This window comes from Prevotella melaninogenica (genome assembly GCF_013267595.1).
Taxonomy (GTDB): domain Bacteria; phylum Bacteroidota; class Bacteroidia; order Bacteroidales; family Bacteroidaceae; genus Prevotella; species Prevotella melaninogenica_D.
The window spans coordinates 717,791-739,217 of the sequence record NZ_CP054010.1; the positions used below are offsets into that span (position 1 = coordinate 717,791).

Sequence of the window (21,427 nt, forward strand, 5' to 3'; positions counted from 1 at the left end):
TTTTGTCGTACAAAAATACAAAAAACTTTCCAATTGCCCAAATCGACTTATGCTGCTGAGCCTCTTTATGGTGCCAATAGATGCACATGCAAGGTTTTTTCCTTACCCGCTACAGACACCTCATTGACATAAACAAGCTTATACTTGATATCAAGGAAGTTGCCAGTTTTCTGCGCACTTATCACCTCGATACGTGGATCTAAGAGATAGATATCCAAATATTTCGCTAAACCACTACCAGGAATCCATGCGACAAGGTTAGAATTTCCATTATCACCTTGCACCTCATTTGCATACAAGTCAATGTTTTCGCCATCACGCATTAATGACATCTGAACTTTCTTAAACCATACTCGTGGGTCAAATGACTTCACTGCTGCAGAATAGTCACCATCAGCCTTGCTTCTAAAATACTTACCAAAGAACTTTCCAACGTCTGTACTGTTGGCGACAAGAAGTTCTTTATCAAGTGCAGAAAGTGGTTTAAAACCTGTAAGTTCCACATTGAAATTAGCCAATTCTGTGTCGTGACCATCCTTAGCAACAAGTTGGATAGAGAGCGTGATAGCGTTTGTCCCATCATCTCGATGCTTACTCTTAAGATAAGGTACGAACTTCTCACTATCAAATTTAAGCAAAGAGGTATGAAAAACATCTGCATGCTCGTACACACCACGCATATATAACTTGCTAACCTCCTCTGTATTTACACTGATTTGGTTGCGATAATACTCATTCTTATTTATCTCAACACCAACCAAACTATTCTTTCGACCCTTATAAGTAATCGTAAACGCTACCTGACCAGACGTACTGCCACCAACGTAACGCACATCGCTAACCGTCGTATTTGCCCAATCAGCTGGCGTAAAGGTGTAATGCTTGCTGCCACCAACACTTGAAGAAGACAGATTAATAAACTTCTGTAAATACGCTGCAGTAAACTTCCTATTATCCTTAAGACGATAAAGTGTATCGAAATCGAAGTCTTTCAGATAGTTAACGTCCGTTTTCCATGCTGCAACAGCACGTGAAACCATCTCATAATCATTTGGTTTCTGTGCAAAACCAGCATATTCAACGTCCTTAGTAAAGGTTTTACCACTGCTATTACCCATTACTCTCAACGTAAAAGTACCCTTCTCTTCATCGCTATTCAGTACATCTACAGCCGTAACATTCAACGCCTTACCATTGACAGTTTTATTTCCTAAACTTGCTTTTGCCGTTTCCAATGCTTGATAAACATTCTGTTGCTTATCAAGATTAAAAAACTTCACAATATCGTCATTCGTTACTTCTGCCGCATTTTGCTCAGTAGATGGGTTTGGCTGTATTGGATCCGACGAACTTCCGTCACCTCCACAAGCAGCACAGAGTAATACTATAGATACCGCAAGAATTATTTTTCTCATTGTTTTATCCTGTTTTTTAATGATTATTGAACTTCTTATCCTCACTTCTTACCATTCTAACAAAGTGATGTAAAGCTATTGAATCCTTGCATCTCACAATGATTCAAATGCAAAGATACTAAAAAAACTTGAAAAATCAGTATCGACATAAGACTTTATCATTAATCCATAGACACAACATCTCACACATCATGCCAATGAGAACACCATACGAATAATCAGAATTATAACACTCTGACAAGAACACCGTTCGAATAATTCTAAATGATAAATTCTGAATTAACATAGTTTTCTGCTCACATTTCAACATTTTTTTATAATTTTGCCACCATCATGAGATATACTGTCAAATGCAATAACTGCGGTCGCGACTTTGTAGCTGAGACTGAGCAATATGGGACAATGAAATATCGTTGCCCTTATTGTGGTAATGTGTTGAACTGTAGGTTTGATGCCCCTAAGTCTTTCCGCACACGTGCTCGTTCCGTTATTCCATTGGCTGACGTCTCACCTATTGAGATAAAGAAAGCCAAGGATCTTCCTACAGTCTCAACCCATCTCGTTAGTTCGCCTTCAAAAGAGAAGCTTGCTGAGATGAGAAGTAAGCTGATAGAGGCTTCTCAGCGTGCCCTTCACGTATCTAAGCAGGCCGGTGAGACCTTGAAGAATGCGACAGAAAGTACCAGTGAGTTTGTAAATAAATCGTCTTCATGGCTTCGTCGTTTTCAAGAGAAATACACAGATGGCGACCTTTGGATATTCTTTGGCTTCAGTTTTATCTTCCTCCTTTCGGTCTTTATAGGACTTTTCGTCTGTGCAGAGGCTGTGAAACTCTTATCAGAGGGACACTCATGGCTGTTTAAAAACTATATTGAAATAAGAAATTCTATCTAACTTTTGCATTTCTTATACCCTCTTATCTTCTGTTTTTAAGTAACAGATGTTTAGAAATATCCTTACATTTCGAGAGCGCTTTTAGTCCTTATCTTAGCTAAAAAAGGGCTTAAAAGCAGACTGCTATAAGCAACAGATAATCAAATAGTTATAAAGTCGTATTCTAAAAGGTGCTTTCTAAGGGTTCAAAAGGGCGTTAGTTAGCGTCTTAAAGGGCATCTTTAGCAAGCCTAAAGGGCGTCTTTTCAAAGGCAATTAAGCATCTATTGATTTCTGCTTAGTGACTTTTTTATTACAACTAATCAAATACTATCATTCTTTCCCTTGCTTTCTTGCCTACTTATCAATGTGTTGTTTCGCATTTGTTTTTGAAAGCAACCTACCCTTTCCGTACTGCTTTTTATATAAGGTAAACACCGCAAAACATGCACTATTATGTGTCCAAGATACAAGTTGGAAATAAAAACGCACGTAATATTATGTTAAAGAAGATAAAACATGCATGAATTAAAAAAAATACTATAATTTTGCACACATCTAAGCTATCGACAACCTAAGTGTCATATCTAATGTCACAAGACCTAAACAAAATATAAATAAAAACCTTTTAAGCATGAAAGCTATGAGAAAATCTAACCTTGGAAGGTCGCTGCTACTGGTAGTGCCCCTTGTGTGTTGTCCTTATACTGCACATAAGGCATACGCCACCCCGACAGTAACCATACAGGCACAAGCCTCTGTTATCAAAGGAAAAGTTATCGATTCACGTACAGGCGAACCGGTCATAAGTGCCAGTGTCACCGTAAGTGGTACAAAGAAAATCGCTCTTACCAACATTGATGGTGAGTTCTCTATCGACGCAAAGGCTGGTGACGAGCTGGTGATTACGTCCTTAGGCTATGAGAAAACGACGGTGCGAGCTGAAAACAACATGACCGTAAGCATGGTTTCTTCATCTACGATGCTTAGCGAAACAGTGGTTGTGGGCTATAGCACGCAGAAACGAAACAGTCTGACGGGTTCGTTGCAGAGTATTGATAGTAAAGAACTTACTAACATTACGACGGCTAATGTCACCAACATGTTGACGGGTAAGATACCTGGAATGAACGTTATGCCGGGTTCTGGTAAGCCAGGTTCGTTCGGTGCCATCATCGTTCGTGGTAAGTCTACTATCAACGGTAGTACTGCACCGCTGTGGGTTATTGATGGAGTAATCGTCGGTAAAGACCCAGGTGACATCAATCCTAACGACATCGAGACACTCACCGTACTCAAAGATGCAGCCTCAACAGCTATCTATGGTTCACAGGGTGCCAATGGTGTCATCGTTGTTACAACTAAGGGGGCAAAGTCTGGTAAGACTTCTATTACCTTCTCTGCCAAGATGGGCATTTCAACTCTGAACAATGGTAAAGTGAAGATGATGGATGGAGCCGAGCTATACGACTATTATAAGTCATTTACTAATGCTGCTGAGATTGCTTTCCCACGCTGGAATGATAAGCTCCGTGATAGTAATTTCGACTGGTGGAAGTTGGCTACACACACTGGAAACGTTCAGAATTACGACCTTACTATTAACAGTGGTGGTGAGAAGTTGAGTGCTGTCTTCACAGGTGGTGTCTATAAAGAGGATGGTGCTGTGCGTGGATATGACTTCACTCGATACAACACGATGATGAAGCTGAACTTCAAACCTTATTCTTGGATTGCTATCCGTCCATCCTTTAATGGTAGCAAGGGAGTGATTGACGACCGTCAACGCTCTACCTATTCTATGTATTCTATGCTGCCATGGGATAGCCCTTACGATGAAACCGGCAAGATTGTTGGCAATAGATCATCATCATGGGTGAATAGCAACTCTACCAATTACCTTTACGAATTGCAGTATAATTGGAGCAAGTACGATTCTTATGCCTTTAATGGCAACTTCGACTTTGACATCTATCTCACTGATTGGCTGACGTTCTCTTCTGTGAATAGCTATCGTTGGAGTACCCACCTTGATAAGAGTTACGCTGATCCTCGTACATCAGGTGCAGAGGGTAAGGGTCGTGTGAGTGAAAGCACGAGTACGAACACACGTCGTTATACCAACCAGCTGCTGAAAGCAACACGTAGTTTCGGTGATTATCATGGCTTCTTAATGCTTGGTTATGAATTTAATGATGGTGAATATCGCTATCATAGTAGTGACGGAACAGGCTTAGTTCCGGGCTTTGCTCAACTTGATATTACCTCAACTCCTGAGGCTGTGGGAGGTAATAAATACGAGTGGGCAGTGCAGTCTTTCTTCGCAAACCTCAATGCTGATTATGCTAATAAGTACTTGTTGCAACTCTCACTGAGAACCGATGGCGCAAGTAACTTTGGTTCTGATGCTGCATACGGAACCTTCTTCTCTGTCAGTGGTGGCTGGGTTGCTACGGCTGAGAAGTGGTTTAAGGTGCCTTGCATTGACTATTTGAAGGTGCGTGCATCGTTTGGTTCAGTAGGAAGTCGCCCTAACAGCCTCTATCCTCAATACGGACTTTACAGCTTACGTGCAAGCTATAACGAGGTTCCTGGTGCTGTAATCGCTCAGCTTGCCAATAAGAAACTGACTTGGGAGAAGAGCTATACCACTGGCGTAGGTATCGACTTGAATATGTTTAAACGTCTGCGTATGACCTTCGACTTCTATAGCAAGCGTACAAGCAACCTACTCTTTGCAGTGCCTATATCTGGTGTTATCGGTGTGACAAGCATCTGGCAGAACATTGGTGAGCTTACCAACACAGGTTTTGAGACTACTCTTTCGGCTGATATCATCAAGAGTAAGGACCTCACTTGGACAGTTGATGCCAACCTTTCTACCAACTCTAACAAGATTAAAAAGCTGTATAGCGGTAGAGACCAGATTATCGAAGGTGATGGTATTGCTGGTTCAACCAACACGTTGTTACGTCCGGGTCTGAGCGCAGATACCTATTACTTGCGTGAATGGGCAGGTGTTGACCCAGAGAATGGTGCGCCACAATGGTACACAACGGATGCGAATGGCAATCGTGTAATTACCCACAACTATGCCAAGGCTGATCAAGTAGCCCTTGACAAGCGTGCCACTCCAAGTGTATTCGGTAGCTTCTCTACCACACTTACCTATAAGAACTTCGACTTCAACGCTGTCTTCGGCTACTCAATGGGGGCTTACATCTATAACTACTCACGACAGGAGTATGACTCAGATGGTGCTTATACCGATCGTAACCAGTTCAGCTTGCAGAAAGGTTGGAAGAGATGGGCACAGAAGGGAGACGTTGCAACACACCCAGTTGCTGCCTATAACAACCCATCTAACTCTAACAAGGCGTCAACTCGCTACTTAGAGAGCTCTGACTTCTTGAAGCTTCGCTCAATAACTTTGGGTTACAACTTCAGTCTTAAGAGTGATATCGTGAAGGCATTGCGCGTTTATATCAGTGGTGAAAACCTCTTCTGCATCACCAATTACTCTGGTGTAGACCCAGAATTGCCTGCTGCTGATAGTGGTCGAAATGCTTCTGGCGAACGCTCAACAGCCCTTTCAATCTCAACAGGCGCTGGCGTTTATCCTTCTGTTCGTAAGTTTATGCTCGGCGTTAACGTCACATTCTAAATAAAGAATCTGCCCTATGAAAAAAATATATGTGCTGCTCTTAGCAGCTATTGCAATGGTATCGTGTAGCGTAGAGCGTCATCCTGAATACATGATGGATGATGATACCATGACTAAAAACATTGATGAGAGTTTTCCATCGCTACTGAATGGATGCTATGGATTCCTAAAAACATGGTCGGACCCTATGTATCGCTGTGGCGAATACGCAGGAGATAACATCATGATTCGTGGTACGTCTACCGATGCTTTCTATGAGTTTATCTCTTATTCGCGCACTCCAAATAACTACCGATTGCAGAATTTCTGGGATTATAGCTATAAAGTGGTTGCGCAGGCATCTAATATCATCAAGGATATCCCTGAAGGTAAGAGTACGATTACCGATACACAGTTAGGAGAATGCTACTATCTACGTGGCATGATTTACTTCTATCTCTGTCGTGCATACGGTAGACCATACGCGCAAAACCCTGATACAAACCTCGGTATGCCTATCGTTAACGGTACACCTGACGACCCTGTACACGCTATGTTGCCTAATCGTTCTACTGTGAAAGAGACCTACGAACAGGCAATTAAGGACTTGGAGAAGGCGGCTTCGCTGATGACAGAAGACCTGCACGGCGAAGAACGTTGTATCTTTGCTTCTAAAGAGGCTGCTTGGGCTATGTTGAGTAGAATCTATCTCTATATGAGTGGAACTTACGAAACGCCTAACACTGCCTATGCACAGAAGAGTGTTGAGTACGCAACAAAGGTAATCGACTCTGGTAAGTTTAGTCTGTTGAGCCGTAAGGACTATGGCGTTAGCAACACTCTTGAGCCAGAAAACAACCCTGAAAACATCTTCGTGGTGAAAAGAGTAGACTCTGAGTTCCCTGGTTGGGATTATTATTACACCATCGGCGGTATGTATTCAAATATCGGCGGTATGGGTTGGGGCGAAATGTATGCGTCTGGTAAATACCTTGATTTGCTGAACGAGACTGGACAGAACGACTGGTTTAATAAGAAGTACACTGATATTCGTGCGCAATTCATTGAGCCACAGTATGTAAAAGACAAGACAGACAAGTACGTTCCAGTCTTCCGCTTCATCAAGAATGTCTATGATGCAAGTGGCAATCAGGTGAATTTCAACTACGTACAGTTGCGTTATACTCGTCAGCCAGACAATAGTTTGACTTGCGATACCACTGGAACAGGACACACGACCCCACTTGTTCTCACCCCAATCGACCCTGCACAGCGTCTTTACTCGATTAATTATCAGGGACATACCTATCGTGGTGTGCTTGATTATCAGATGAAGCTCAACCGCGTTTATCCTATGTTCTATGTGGTGAAGTGCTCTCGTCAGGGTGGCAAGGAGAATCAGTTGTATTCGCCTATCATCTCTCGTCTTGACGAAATGTATCTCAATCGTGCTGAAGCAAATGTGAAATTGGGTAATATCACTAATGCGATGGCTGACGTGAACACAATCCGTGAGCGTGCTATCGTGGGTGGAAGCTATACGAGTGCTCAGTTTACTGCTGCCACAGCAAAGACTTTGGTGGATAAAGAACGTCAGTTAGAGTTGGCATTTGAGGCAGAGCGCAGCTACGATGTGTTCCGCAATGGCGACACCCTCACTCGTCGTTTCCCTGGACCTCATCAGCCAATGGTTGACATTCCAGCAACCGACTACCGTGTGATTTACTTCATTCCACAGTCGGCTATCAATGCTTATAAGGGCAATCTGGAACAAAATCCAAGTAGTAACTAACACACTTTAGAGAATGACAACCGATGTGTAGCGTGCTGAAAAGAATCTTCTCAGCCCATACACATCCTGTTGTCCTCTCTTTTCATCAGCCTAATAATAGGGAGGGCTATATCGTTAGCCTTCAACAAAACTCTTGTAACGTTATTTTTAAAACCCCAATCGGTTATTAGAGCCTAAACATATTTTATTTTATTATCGAGTAGATTGTTTGGCTTTGGAACACAGGCGTAGCGGGCTACGTCAAGTTACAGAGACAAACAAGATGCCGATAAGAAAATGAAAGATGTTAGGAAACAATACCATAATATGATACAAACATATTGTGGTCTAATGATTGATTGGGATTTAAGGCTTAGTTAGCGCGCTAACTAAGCCTTTTTGATTATTCTTTTGGAGTTCTATTCTATACCTTCTTATCGGTTTATTAGTTGCTTTCAGGTACTACAAATGGTTACTACATGAATTCTATAGCTACAATAAACTTTATTAATTCATATCCTATAAGAAACCCACAGCTCTGAATTTTATTTACATCCACCATTGATTTATTTACCAAAAACAGCCGAAAAAACACTTTCCTTACAGCCTTTGTAACTCATTCATTATAAAAGAGTTACAAAACTGCTTTTCAAAAGGTGCTTAATTGGACTTCAAAAGGGCATTAGTAAGGGTCTTAAAGAGCACCTTTTGCAAGCTAATTGGGCGTTAATTAGAAACTAAAAGAGCATCTGTTGAATTTTGGGCGCTGACTTTTTTATTACAAAAAGAAGATTCCCTTTGCTTTTCTTGTCTCTTTTTTCAGTTGCTCTCAATGCTCAAAGGCTGTTCTCTCGTCGGTAGTCGGTAGGGGTAACGCCACAGACGGTTTTGAAAGCACGTACGAAGTTTGAGTAGTCGCTGAAGCCACATTTATCTGCAACCTCGTTGAGGCTCACCTGTGGATGATTATTAAGTAGGGTAGTAGCTCTCTTAATTCTTAGGCGAAGGATATAGGCAGACGGTGTGTAGCCTGTGAGTGCATTAATCTTACGATGGAATTGTCGAGGGCTCATACACATACTTGATGCAAGAGTAGCGATGTCGACACTCTTGTTATTATTGAGTTGCATATAGAGAACACTTGAAAGCTTTGTGAGGAAACGGATGTCAACCTCTTTCTTGGCATAGTTTGCTTGCACTTCTTCTTTCTTAACTTCGCCTGATATAGAGCAGAATTTCTCCTGTAATAACTTGCGGCCTTCTAACAATTTCTCGACTCTTGTGCGTAGTTCGTCAGAGTTAAATGGTTTACAGATATAGGCATCGGCACCGGCTTCTATACCTTTGATGCGCTCCTCTTCCGTAACCTTTGCTGTCAGAATGATGATTGGAATATGGCTGATAATTGTGTTGCTGCGCACCTGTCGGCACACCTCTAAACCGTCTGTTTCAGGCATCATGAGGTCGGTAATGATAAGGTTTGGCACAATCTCCTGTGCTTTCTCCAATCCTTCTTTTCCATTCTCAGCATAGAAGACAGAGTAATCTTTGGTGAAGAGCGAACCAATGTAGGAAGCAACATCCCGATTATCCTCAATGATGAGCAGACTTTTCTCATTCTCTTTACAGCTGTCTTTCAGTTCTTCTGCTGTTTCTGGGATAATAGCCTTGTTGCTTTCAGCTGAATGTTTCAGCTGCTTTTGACTGCGATTGTAGATAGGCAGGCTGATATAGAAGGTAGTACCCTTACCTAACTCGCTGTCAACTGTGATTTTTCCATTCACAGCTTTTATTATCTGATGTACCAGTGCTAACCCTACGCCTGTACCAGTGTTATGCGCATCGTTTTCCTCTTGGAAGAAAGGTTCAAAGACATGTGTAACAGCTTCTTTGCTCATTCCCCTACCAGTGTCTGATACCTTTATGTGTAGTTGTTGTTGCTCGCCCCATACACTGACCTTTATCTTTCCGTAAGGTGGGGTAAACTTGAAAGCATTTGCCAACAGGTTGTTCATTACCTTTATCACATAGTCGGGCACAAAGTCCATTATAACCTCGCCTTTGCTTACTATCTGCAAGTCTATTTTGTGAGAATGGGCATAGCTATGATAGCTTTCAACGATCATTGTGAGGAAAGCTACGATGTTGCCATTCTGCCAGTTGGCTTTGCCAATGGTCGACTTAATCTTAGAGATGTCTAAGAGTTGGTTGATGAGCGTAAGTAACCCTTTGCCTTGTCGTTCGATGATGATAGCCTTCTCTTTAATTCCTGTTTTGCTATCCTCTTGCATGTCGTGGCTCAATCCGAGAATGACGGTGAGCGGTGTGCGGAACTCATGGGTTATATTTGTGAAGAAGTTCTCTCTGAGTTCAGCCATCTTTTTTAATTCCAGATGGTTGCGGCGATGTACACGTTGTAGATAGAGGAAGACGATTAAAGCAACAATCAGGATGATTGAAGTCATTCCAAAAATAGTAAAGCCAATGTTACGCGCCTCACGTTCCTCGTTTAAAGACTGTTTCGCCAGTGCCATTTCTCTTAACTGTTTGTTGCGTTCAATGTTGAGTGTCGTGTTTTGAATACGATTCACCTTCTTCATATTGATGACACTATCCTGCAAGGTTGTGGCTTGTTCGTAGGCAGCTAAAGCCTGACGGTAATCGCCTGTCTGCGTATAGTGTTTATAATATAGGGTGTAAATCTCCGCCAGATGCTCAGGAGACTTGATGCGCTCTGCTGTTTCCTTAGCCTTGTTAAGGTAGATCATCTTCATCTCGTTGTTTCCAGTCGTATGTTTAATTCTGGCGAGAGCGATAAGTGTACCCAACGCATGCCACTCGTCTTTTGAAGCTTTCATTATCTCGTAAGCCGCTTCAAACTCCTCTGTGGCTTTGTCATATTGCTTGTTTTTCTCATAGAGTGAACCGAAATAAGTATGGCAGAGCGATATTCCAAGGTCGCTTCCTGCCTCTATGTTGAGTGCCATTGACTTGCGGAAGTAGGCCCAAGCAGAGTCAAGCTTTCCTTTATGTTCAAAGATAGCACCAATGTTAGCATAATTGATGGCTTGTCCCACCGTACTGTTCAGTTCTTTCTCGCCCTTTAATGCAATGCGGAAAGCACTGTCAGCACGTTCATAATTGCCCAGTGTGAGATAGATGTTACCCAGTCCGTTGAGCGAAACAACACGATTTTTCCTCACAGTAAAGGATGTGTCGGTGCTTTCTTTGCTAAGCATCCATGCGCGGTAATGGTAGTCCTGTGCCACGTCAAGAATGCCAATACGACGATAGTCAGTACCAATATTATTACGGGCTTGCACCCATTCGAGGGTGTCTTTTATGTCTTCAGCTTGTATTTGTCCTTTACTATGTACCTTCAACGCTTCCTCAAATCGGCTTTCATTGCGGAGGTTCTTTCCCCATTCCCTTAATGCAATGATGCTACCAAGCTTATCTCCTTTCTTTTCTAATTGTTTTTGTAGTAAGGCAAGTGAGTCGGTATTGGTGACAGTATTCACAAGACTATCTGCTCTTTTGCGTTCTTCTGGCGTAAAGGTTGACGTTTTCTGTCCACATGAAAGAAGAGTAAAAATTGTAATGAAGACTGTTAATATCTGCAGAGTCGATGGATAATAACCGTAGCTTCTTTGCATACGATGATTTCTCTTTGCTGTAATAGATTGGGTGTGCTTATGATATTGCATATATAATAATTAGTTAATTTGATATATATGTGAGGGAAATTATAAGTATGTCATCTTTGACAAAGATAGGATTTTATTTTGGAATAATAGAATATTATAAATAAATTTTATTGTAAGTAGTATGTGAAAAATATGTAAAAATGTCAGTGGTAAATACTTGTTTTATAGTTGGTTATATTTCATTTGTGTCCGAATGTGACATATAAACAAAATAAAAAATGTCCGAAAAAGATAGTTTTTTGTCCGATAGTGATAACAAGCTTTCGCACTTCTGAACTTAAATTTGCAGCAGAAGTTTTAAGCAATAAAAGAGAAGATATGGTACAAAAAGCCAAGAAGCAATTTACAGCTAAGCAAAAGCAGAATATGCAATTCTCTGAAGAACGCTTTCAACTACTTGAAACGATTCATGAAATGATAGACGTTGAGCTCAATAAAAGAGGGATAAAGATAGATCAAGAGAATCAGGTGGAACATGAGATTAAACCGCCTTCAATAGTAAATGAATCCCCTTACAACAGCTTATGTGGATGCTTTAAAAAGTGGTGGAAGTCGCTGATGAGAGGCAAAACGTAGGTAACAGAGAAGAGATTTTAATCTCATTATCATATAAGAACAGACATACTAAGACGACAATATAAATTTAACATCGCATAGTAACATACATGCGCAGGCTATAATTTACTTTTAATATAACATAGAAACGTACAAACTTTCAATAGTTATCTGTCTTATCTACAATATGAGAATCAATACTCAAGCTATCAGTATTATTAAAGATGATGACTCAGTCAGTACTAAAAGACTCAGAAAAAATCGTTTGAAACTAACTTTAACGCCCATGTCCCCGAACGGCATCCTCACCCAAAGAGTGGGTGAGGAGAATGGGGGACAGTAAAGTATATAAGAATAAACTACAACTGTACAAGATATCTATACACTAATGACATACGCTTATAAGGAAACTTTGCGTATTTGACAAAGGACATTGATGTTATCGAAGAGCAATCTATGTTCTAAACACTAACACAAATCTGCGAGAATATCTATTATTTAAACATAAAAGCCCAAGTCTTCGATACGGCACTACTCCGAAAGGAGTTATAAAAGGGAGACACAGTTTCTATTATGAAGAGGAAGCTATCTAAACCGCTCATTCCACCGCTCAGCGGAAGATGGGCAAGAGTGGGACTGATAGTCTTATTCACACTGTCGACAACTGTTCCTATACAGGCACAGAATGAACAGGAGAACAGAACTCAGTTGCCACGGAATCTAAACAGCGAATTGCGTAGGAAAACATGGAGCATCTATGCCGAAGGAGGATTGTCTTGGGCAACGGATGTGTGGTATCAGAACCTTGATGCTAAACGAAGTTACAAGCTATCACCAGCCGTTGGCGGTGGTATCGACTTCACTATCCGCCCTTGGATACGCATAGGGGGAGAATATTTATGGTCGCGTTATCGTCGTGAACAGCGATTCTCCAACCTTAATACTCAATCAATGCCAGTCAAGGTGTATGGTAACTATATGATGAACTTCCATAATGTTAAACTCGGTTTGCAGCTCAACTTCATGGAGTTATGGCCACAACGGCGTGCTCAGTGGCTTAATGTTTGGATGGGAACAGGCTTAGGATATTCCTTTCTCAAGGGTAATGAGTATGGAATGTATTTCAGCAATACGATGAATCAGAACGGACAGACAACACCTATTGGCAATAATTCAGCCATCAGTAACGAGTCTGAATTAACACTTACGGGTAACGTCCGAACAACAAACCGACATGAAGAGTTCAACAAACTTTTCATCCCTACAACCTTACATGTTGAGGCAGACGTGAGCCGTCGCTTCACGGTTGGACTGAAGGGGGAGATGGACTGGCTGTTGAGTCGTGGGGGAATTGCTCCAAAGAACTATATCTTTGCCCTTGCTACAGTGCGTTATAACTTTGTTAGAAGTGGTGCAAAGGTACAGCAAGTTTATTATGAAGGAGAGCTATCTCAACTTAACGACCGTGTGAATGCGCTCCAAAAGGAAGCTACTGAAAACAGAGCACGTGCCGACCGCGAAGCTACTGAACGGCAGAGGGTAGAACAAAAGAATGCTGACTTACAACAACGTCTCTCTGAATATGAACGCAGCATAAGTGAACCAAGTCCTGCCGTTCAGATTGCTCACTATGTTCAATTTGCTAACAACAGTGCTGGCATAAGTCGCGACGAACTTGCACATCTCAAGTATTTCGCGGCCTACATGCGTGGTCATCAGCTATCAATCATTGCCGAAGCGAGCACACCCGGTCCAACAGGTTATAATCAGAAACTCTCTGAACGCCGTCTTAAACATGTGGTTAAGGTACTCTTGAAGGAAGGCTTTGCTAAAGAAGACCTCCATCCGCAGATTGCCATTGGAGAACAAGATGGTAAACCAGATGCCGCAGGACGAAGAGTTACGATTAAGTTGGTCAAGTGATGGCGAGTTGACGAGTGAACAAGTTGACGAGTGAATAAAATAACAATAATCATAAACATGAGTTTAGGAAAGCGACTGACAGAACAACCGAACCTGCTTCGTTTACCTTCCTTAACTCCCAAAGAAATAATAGTTATGAAACATATTAAAGCTATGATGTTCGCCATCGTGATGTTGATGGCAACACCTGTCTTCTTTACTTCATGTCAGGAAGACGCACCCGAGATTAATTACACGATGAACGTATCGGTGACAAATGACTTTACAAAGGTTGTGCAGGCTATCAACGAGGGCTTCCTCAAGAATGAACAGGCAGTAGATAGTCTAACAAAAGTCATCGATAAGATGAATACTTCACAGGAGCAGAAACTAAAAGCACTTTACGATATTCTGACTTCTATGAACTCTACTCTTGAAGCTAAACTTGCTGCAGTAGAGTCTGCTATCAAGGCACAAACCTTGTCATTAGAGGCTAAGATGGAGTTATTGGAAAAGGCCCTCAAGGCACAGACTTTGTCATTAGAGGCTAAGATGGAGTTGTTGGAAAAGGCCCTCAAGGCACAAACTTTATCTTTTGAGAAGAAGATGGAACTTTTGGAGAAGGCTATTAAGGCACTGCCGGATTATAGCGAGAAGTTAGAGGCTATCGAGGCAGCTATCGCTGCACTCCCTAATTATGGAGATCAGCTTACTGCTATAGAAGCAGCCATTGCAGCTATGCCTAACTATGATGCTAAGTTCAAAGCCATCGTTGATGCGCTCAACTTAATGAAGAAAGAGGTTGAAAAGGTTGGTACAGCACAAAGTAATGTGTCTACAGAACTCGCTAATACTACATCAGCTATCAATAACCTTATCTCTGCGGTGAATAGTGGAAATACGGATGCTGCTAAGGCTCTCGCAGGCATCGTTAAGAAGCTCGACGAACTTAAGGAAAAGATTGGAACAAGTGGTTCTGGTGGCTCTGGTGGTTCTGGCGGCTCAGATAGTCCTGATGAAAAAGATATTGCAACATTCGGCAGTATAGTGGAATCTATTGATAAGATGAACTCAAAGTCATTCGAACTTCATAGTGGTACATTCTACTTCAGAACGGACGAAGGAAGATACGGAGTGGCTCAAGTGAATGGTGTAAGAAATATACATGTGGCAGGTGAAAAAAATAGAACTATATTTGTAATCAATTTCGTAGTTTATAATACCAATGGTAAGGTTCATAGGAGAAGTTTTATGAACTTTGATACTTACATTGGAGGTGCGCATGTTGAAGTAGTTCGAGATCTGGACTTTGATAATGATTTGTTAGGAGGACTTGGTGTTGACTTCCATTTAAAGGTGAAAAGCGGCAGCTTCCATGATGGTAGTTTCGCTTATCAAAAAGTAAATAAGGCGGTGTTTGAACCTAAAAATAAAGCACGGGCAGTGGTCTTTCTTAAGAACCCAGATGAATAATGTATTTACCATTCCAAGATGGAATTAAATTATAGACCCCATCGCTGAAAAGAAGATAGTAATTTCATAAAACTCTCTTAATCTTTTCCTCCTGCCATTGTGCAGGGGGAAAGACCGAAAAAACAAATCCAAGTTAGTCATTAGAATCTGAAGTCCTCATTTTCTAATGGTTGATTTGGATTTTTTTGATAGCTTTTTATCAAGTGTATTTGTATATATGTTTGTTAGAAAAATATTTACATTTATCGTCTTCGTAAAGCCCTTTTTTACCCTAAAAATGCCTCTGGAAGTCTGCTATGTAACTATCAGAGAGTCAGGAAGTTGTGATATTGCATTTCAAAAGGTGCTTAATTGGACTTCAAAAGGGCGTTAGTAAGGGTCTTAAAGAGCACCTTTTGCAAGCCAAAAAGGCGTTAATTCGAATGTAATTAAGCCTTAATAAAAATCGAGTAGATGAAAAATAATTACAAAGAGGATTGCTAACAGTTAAACTATTAACCTCCAAAACCTCTAAAAAGCCTACTTTAAAAGATACTGTTTTCTCGACTCTATAATATCTTCCATGTTCTCACTCGCCCATGAAAGGAGGTTGTCGATAAGCGGTAGTAGACTTTTCCCTTTCTCCGTAAGCGAATATTCAACGCGGGGAGGTATCTCTGGAAAGACTTCCCGATGAATAAGTCCATCACCCTCCAACATCTTCAGCGTTGCAGTCAGCATCTTTTGAGAAATATCGGGGATATTACGTTGCAGTTCCTTAAAGCGTTGACAATCGTTGTTCTCCAACGTGAAAAGCACCAACATCGACCACTTGTCCCCTACTCTTGAGAGTACATTTCTTATAGGACAGTTAGGATAGAGGGCATCTCTGACTTCATTTCTATTCATACTTATAAGCTCTTTAAGTTATATTACTGCACAAAAGTAACTATTATAAGCTAAGGCTCGCATCTTTTAGTGTTAAACTATGTAAAACAAGTACCCTTTAAATGCTTTATTATCAGTATTACTTACCTCAAGGTAACTGGCTGACATTTGCGTGCCTACTTGTAGAATAGACTGAAAATCAATACCTTTGCATCATCAAAACAAACAAAACAATAAAACAAAAAGAATTATGAAAACAGTTGAAACGATCAAGAACGGTAAGAACTTCACAGCAGTAAACGTAGGTAAGCTCAGCGATATCAAGGACTATGTGCTCCCATTCGGAGAGATTGAGATTCCGGGTAAGGTATTCGCTGGTCAGGCATTGCAAGCAACAGGTAGCGAACTTTCATTCCAGACTCTTGTACCTGGTCAGGACAGTGGTTTCCTTCATACACACAAGACACACGAGGAACTTTACTTTATCCTCAAAGGTGAAGGTGAATATCAGGTTGATGGCGAGGTATTCCCAGTGACTGAAGGTAGTATTATTCGCGTTGCTCCAGAAGGTAAGCGTGCGCTGAAGAATACTGGTAATGACGAGATGTTAATGCTCTGTATTCAGTATAAGGCAAACAGCTTTGCTGAGAATGATGCACCTGCTGGCGATGGAGTGATACTGAATGAAGAACTAAAATGGTAATTGACCCACTATTCCCTACGTGTCCGATACGTAATATCCTCTCACGGATATGCGTGGCGGACACGCTTTGCCTTATCCAAACACTCGGTAAGAAAGGCAGAGCAACTTACGAAGAGTTAAGGTATGACCTGCCCGACTCTCCCCTATCCGCCTCGCTAAATATATTAAAAGAAGATCGGATTATTGTTGAAAGCGACAAACAATACGCCCTTTCAAACATTGGAAAAGAACTATTTCCACTCATCTCAGCGCTCATCGCTTGGTGTGAGAGGAATGTTTCTCCATCTCTAAGGCAATAGTTCAAACAAGGTGTAACATTGTATTTAGTCACATTTCAGGCTTTTACAAAACGAAAAGGAGTGAAAGAAAATATCGTTTCTTCCACTCCTTATTCATTTTATGTAGCTCTATCAGAAGCAGGGGTAGCAATTGCAGGGATGCCCTACAACTGATAGAAAAGCCTTTACTTCTCCAACACTTTAAACTCAGCACCTGTTGCAAAGTCCTGACCAGACTGTTCGCTGAGGGCTGTCAGACGAACGAAGCGAGCCTTAACTGGTGTGGTGAGGAGGATAGTCTTTTCCTTTCTGTTGTTCTCAAACTCACCTTCAGCAACAGCCTTACCCCATGTCTTGCCGTCATTGCTTACCAGAATGCTGTACTTCTTGATGTTACCATTGTTACTGTCCTGACGTGGGAGGTAGGTGAAGCCCTTGATAGTCTTCATGCCACCACAGTCAAAGTCAACCCAGTGTGGGTAGTTTGCCACAGTAACAGAGTACATTGTGTGCCAGTAGCTGCTTGGATTTCCATCGGTAAGGTGGCTTGCATCACCCTCACCACTCTCCTGACTTGAAGCGAAGACTACTGACAATGGGATGCTCTCAATGCGTGAGAAGGTCTGAGAAGCTACGAGCCAATCATTCTCCTTTGTCCAAGCTGAAATCGTACCACCATTGCGCAAGCTAACAGGACCAGTGTACTTCACAGCCTTCTTGCTGTCATTAACACAATAGTAGATATCACCCTTCGCACCATTTGCATTGATTGTCACATTGCCCTCACCGTCACGTACGATGGTAAGTGGTGTGGCACCATTCAGACTTACATTCGCATTGCTAACGAGGTCGTTGGTCTTAACAGAGTTCATCGGACGAATCATGTAACCGAAGGTGTGTGGCGTTGCCATAACACGGTCGCGCAATAACGGACCACCCTGTCCACAACTGTTACCACCAAGACCAGTGATTGCCATGTCAAGATGCAAATAAGTATATTCGCTCTGAGGTAATTCGTGTGGATGGTTAGCCATTGCGATGGTGTTATCCGACCAAGGAAGCGCAGAGAAGCTCATCTTATCCTTAGCCACGAAGACAGCACCATAGAGGGCATCGCCGCCATCATTGCCTGTAAGTGAGAGCCAACGAGTATCCTGATGGTTACCCGTATCCTGTGGCTTAGGGAAGGCAACGAACTCATCCTCAACATCCTGTTGCTCATAGATACCAATCATCTGACCTGTCTTACGGTCTGGATAGTTGTCAACTGTACCACGACCATAGTAATTCAACAAGCTGAGTGCCTTTGGAACACGTACGGTATAACCTAACTTAGCGAGTGTCAGATTAGGCTTATTGCTTGTTATTGCGCTCTCGCTCTCAATGCTACCGTCAGGGAAGATGGTGTAAACCACCTGCGTATTGAAGCGGAAATCATCCTTACCGAATGGCTTTTCCTTGTATTCGATGAGCTTCTTCCAGTTGGCATTACCACCCTCAAGGCGATAAGCATAAGGTGCCTGTGACTCAACATTGAACACAACAGAAACAGAACCGTCAGCATTTGCGTGGGTTGTATAGTTAGTACACTTGTGCTGTAGGTTGTTCAAACCATTTGCATACCATCCTTCGTAAGCCCAGTTGTCATTGTTAACCCATGCACGGAAAGCGTTCAACTCTGGTCCACAACCGTCTGCAATGATAGTCTTACCATCATACTGAAGGTTATAAATCGTACCCTTTGTGAGGTCGAATGTCGTTGTGAAGGTCTTGCCAGAGAAGACTATCTTATTATCCTTTACGGCAGACATATTCACCTTACCTGCTGCAGCGATAGCTGGACGAGCCGCTGCTACCTGTACAGGCAACTGCTCTTCAGCCTGAACATATCCTGCCTTTGCCCATGGCATGTCATGCTTGAGACGATAGGTAATGTGGAGGAGGTACTCCTTATTTGGGTCAAGACCCTCGTTGAGTCCTGCGATTGTAATGCTCTTATGACTTCTTGCTGGTACACTACCGAGGTCAAGGTCGCCCTTCTTAACGGTTACACCATCAGCGCTCAGGCTATAAGACATTGCATAACCACTGAGATCATCAGAGTAGTAGTTCTTATTGAATACATCTAAAGTAGCTGTCTTAGCGTCCTTCCAGCTTGTTCCAATATACTGATACACCTTCTTCACCTCATAATACTGTGGTTTTGGAGTCTCATCACCGAAGATAACACCATTCATAACAAACTGTCCATCGTTAGGCGTATCACCGAAGTCACCACCATAAGCGAGGTAACGCTTGCCGTCCTTTGTGTAGTTGTACATACTCTGGTCAATCCAGTCCCAGATAGCACCACCCATAAAGAAGTTCGTAGACTCCATTGCCTCCCAATAGTCAACGAGGTTACCTACAGCGTTACCCATTGAATGGGCATACTCTGAGATATGGAAAGGATACTTGATACCCATCTTACCCTTCACCGCATCGCGAGTCCATGCAATACTTGGATACTGGTTAGAACCCATGTCCACGATGTCATTGTTGCGTTCATACTGTACTGGTCTTGAAGCATCGTAAGCCTTCAGAGAGTCGTAGGCTACAACGAAGTTATGACCCGGTCCTGCCTCATTACCCAAACTCCAGATAACGATTGAAGGCTGGTTAACAAGCTGGTGAGTCATTGCCATTACACGATCAACGTGTGCTGCTTGGAACTCTGGCACATGTGAAAGCGACGCCTTACCATAGAAGTACTCATGACTCTCAATGTTTGCCTCGCTCTCCAAGTAGATACCATATTTATTGCAGAGATAATAGAAGTAAGGGTCGTTAGGATAATGAGAGGTACGCACGTGGTTAATGTTCGCACGCTTCATCAGCATAATCTCATTTTCCATCTGCTCACGAGAGATAACCTTACCTGTCAATGGGTTGGTATCGTGGCGGTTCACACCCTTGAGTTTCACTGGCTTACCATTGATATAATAATATCTTCCTGCCAAACCGAACTCGTCCTGACTTGCTGGTGTATCCTTAATCTCAACAGTACGGAAACCAGTTTGGAAACTTATCGTTTCAACTACCTTCTTTCCCTGCATCAACTCACCAACGAGAACATAGACATTTGGCTCTTCTGCTGTCCATGCTGCCGCATTGTTCACAGTGAGTGTCTGTCGAACGTCAGTCTGTCCCTTACTGTTACAAACAGTCTTTGCCTTTGCATCCTCGAAGGTTGCCACCAACTCGTTGTCATCAGCAAAGAGTCTGTTCTTATAGATACTCCAACGCAGATGTAAGTCTTTCGCATTCTTTGTAGTGAGGTTCTGCAGTGTTGTGTTAAGGTTTACAGTACCCTTGCCGTCTGTATAGGAAGGGATAGCCTTCACATCAGCAATATGTACCTTCGGAGTAGCTGTTACGCTGACATTACGGAAGATACCTGGCAAGCGGAACATATCCTGTGCCTCGAGGAAACTACCGTCTGACGAACGATAAACCTCTACTGCTACCTCATTCTTTCCCTTAGTGATATAAGGGGTAATATCGAATTGTGCCGTATTGCGTGAGTTCTTTGAGAAGCCTACATAACGACCGTTGATCCACAAATAGAAAAATGAGTCTACACCATCAAAGTTGAGGTAGACTTCCTTACCGTCCCAAGTAGTTGGAATATCAAAGCTTCTTCTAAACGAACCTACCTCATTACGATATTCGTAAGTGGTGTAGTTCTTTGGCGGTTCACGCATAACGCCCTTCTTCCAGTCGCCCGGTTCGATGTTATATTTGAAAATAACCCACTGATTTACATAGATTGGCACACCATACTTCAGTGTTCCATCTTTCTGAATACCTGCCATATTCCAACTTACTGGCACCTGCAGACGGTCCCACTTGCTGTCATCATACCCCTTTGTGAAGAAGTCTTTTGGACGTTCATCGGGGTTCTTTGAGAAGTGGAAACTCCATTCTCCGTTGAGAGAAAGGTAATCCTTAGCAAACTCTGGCAATACTTTTCTTGCCTCATCAACCGATGAGAAAGAAGAGAATAGCGCACGAGCTGGCAACTTGTTATAACCCAGTGCACCAGGTGACTGCCATTCATTACCAGTTGGTGCTGTTGCCTGACCGAAGAGATAGCCTCCAGCAGGATAGTCATCAGCCTGTATAGGCGCAGCTGTTAATGACGATAATAATAAACCGATTAAAAATTGTTTATGCATAATAGTTAGGTGTTATATTCTGT

General features: G+C 42.1%; 11 protein-coding genes. 7 read left to right on the top strand and 4 right to left on the bottom strand.

The window, feature by feature from the left end; translation table 11 throughout:
- Positions 1-65: 65 nt before the first annotated feature.
- A complete protein-coding gene (locus FIU21_RS02680) occupies positions 66-1,415 on the bottom strand; it encodes a hypothetical protein (protein WP_004359351.1) in 1,350 nt (449 codons plus the stop codon).
- 333 nt (positions 1,416-1,748) lie between these two features.
- Here FIU21_RS02680 and FIU21_RS02685 point away from each other — a divergent pair, with 333 nt between their 5' ends.
- The 3 genes from FIU21_RS02685 to FIU21_RS02695 all read left to right on the top strand — a co-directional run bounded on the left by FIU21_RS02685 (position 1,749) and on the right by FIU21_RS02695 (position 7,723).
- The gene (locus FIU21_RS02685) at positions 1,749-2,309 is read left to right on the top strand and encodes a TFIIB-type zinc ribbon-containing protein (RefSeq protein WP_004359349.1); all 561 of its coding nucleotides are present in this window, start codon (positions 1,749-1,751) and stop codon (positions 2,307-2,309) included.
- Between the two features lie 613 nt (positions 2,310-2,922).
- Positions 2,923-5,952, top strand: a complete 3,030-nt coding sequence (locus tag FIU21_RS02690) for a SusC/RagA family TonB-linked outer membrane protein (protein ID WP_004359347.1) — start codon at positions 2,923-2,925, stop codon at positions 5,950-5,952.
- Positions 5,953-5,968: 16 nt separating this feature from the next.
- Positions 5,969-7,723 carry a RagB/SusD family nutrient uptake outer membrane protein gene (locus FIU21_RS02695; RefSeq protein ID WP_004359345.1) on the top strand — a complete coding sequence of 585 codons (1,755 nt, stop codon included), beginning with the start codon at positions 5,969-5,971 and terminating at the stop codon, positions 7,721-7,723.
- 815 nt (positions 7,724-8,538) lie between these two features.
- Here the strand turns inward: FIU21_RS02695 and FIU21_RS02700 are convergent.
- Positions 8,539-11,358 carry a hybrid sensor histidine kinase/response regulator transcription factor gene (locus FIU21_RS02700; RefSeq protein WP_231291309.1) on the bottom strand — a complete coding sequence of 940 codons (2,820 nt, stop codon included), beginning with the start codon at positions 11,356-11,358 and terminating at the stop codon, positions 8,539-8,541.
- Between the two features lie 246 nt (positions 11,359-11,604).
- On the opposite strand from FIU21_RS02700, the gene FIU21_RS02705 reads away from it, so the two are divergent.
- The 3 genes from FIU21_RS02705 (at position 11,605) to FIU21_RS02715 (ending at position 15,339) form a co-directional block, all read left to right on the top strand.
- Positions 11,605-11,985, top strand: a complete 381-nt coding sequence (locus FIU21_RS02705; protein ID WP_155812481.1) for a hypothetical protein — start codon at positions 11,605-11,607, stop codon at positions 11,983-11,985.
- 552 nt (positions 11,986-12,537) lie between these two features.
- Positions 12,538-13,887 carry an OmpA family protein gene (locus FIU21_RS02710; protein WP_004359340.1) on the top strand — a complete coding sequence of 450 codons (1,350 nt, stop codon included), beginning with the start codon at positions 12,538-12,540 and terminating at the stop codon, positions 13,885-13,887.
- A gap of 135 nt (positions 13,888-14,022) precedes the next feature.
- Entirely contained in the window at positions 14,023-15,339 is a 1,317-nt protein-coding gene (locus FIU21_RS02715) for a coiled-coil domain-containing protein (protein ID WP_050759734.1), read from the top strand.
- Positions 15,340-15,858: 519 nt separating this feature from the next.
- On the opposite strand, the gene FIU21_RS02720 is transcribed toward FIU21_RS02715, so the two are convergent.
- On the bottom strand, positions 15,859-16,227 hold the full coding sequence (locus FIU21_RS02720) for a winged helix-turn-helix transcriptional regulator (protein ID WP_004359338.1): 369 nt from the start codon (positions 16,225-16,227) through the stop codon (positions 15,859-15,861).
- A gap of 229 nt (positions 16,228-16,456) precedes the next feature.
- Here FIU21_RS02720 and FIU21_RS02725 point away from each other — a divergent pair, with 229 nt between their 5' ends.
- Positions 16,457-16,909, top strand: coding sequence for a cupin domain-containing protein (locus FIU21_RS02725; protein ID WP_004359337.1), 453 nt, complete (start codon positions 16,457-16,459; stop codon positions 16,907-16,909).
- Positions 16,910-17,372: 463 nt separating this feature from the next.
- On the opposite strand, the gene FIU21_RS02730 is transcribed toward FIU21_RS02725, so the two are convergent.
- Positions 17,373-21,404 (bottom strand): glycoside hydrolase family 2 TIM barrel-domain containing protein, encoded by a 4,032-nt coding sequence (locus FIU21_RS02730; RefSeq protein WP_004359336.1) that lies wholly within the window; start codon positions 21,402-21,404, stop codon positions 17,373-17,375.
- Positions 21,405-21,427 lie beyond the last annotated feature (23 nt).

Bases quoted from the DNA above. Each gene is read 5' to 3' on its own strand.
- FIU21_RS02715 (WP_050759734.1), top strand. From the start codon at position 14,023: ATGAAACATATTAAAGCTATGATGTTCGCCATCGTGATGTTGATGGCA.
- FIU21_RS02710 (WP_004359340.1), top strand. From the start codon at position 12,538: ATGAAGAGGAAGCTATCTAAACCGCTCATTCCACCGCTCAGCGGAAGA.
- FIU21_RS02690 (WP_004359347.1), top strand. From the start codon at position 2,923: ATGAAAGCTATGAGAAAATCTAACCTTGGAAGGTCGCTGCTACTGGTA.
- FIU21_RS02695 (WP_004359345.1), top strand. From the start codon at position 5,969: ATGAAAAAAATATATGTGCTGCTCTTAGCAGCTATTGCAATGGTATCG.
- FIU21_RS02700 (WP_231291309.1), bottom strand. From the start codon at position 11,358: ATGCAAAGAAGCTACGGTTATTATCCATCGACTCTGCAGATATTAACA.
- FIU21_RS02680 (WP_004359351.1), bottom strand. From the start codon at position 1,415: ATGAGAAAAATAATTCTTGCGGTATCTATAGTATTACTCTGTGCTGCT.
- FIU21_RS02685 (WP_004359349.1), top strand. From the start codon at position 1,749: ATGAGATATACTGTCAAATGCAATAACTGCGGTCGCGACTTTGTAGCT.
- FIU21_RS02725 (WP_004359337.1), top strand. From the start codon at position 16,457: ATGAAAACAGTTGAAACGATCAAGAACGGTAAGAACTTCACAGCAGTA.
- FIU21_RS02730 (WP_004359336.1), bottom strand. From the start codon at position 21,404: ATGCATAAACAATTTTTAATCGGTTTATTATTATCGTCATTAACAGCT.
- FIU21_RS02720 (WP_004359338.1), bottom strand. From the start codon at position 16,227: ATGAATAGAAATGAAGTCAGAGATGCCCTCTATCCTAACTGTCCTATA.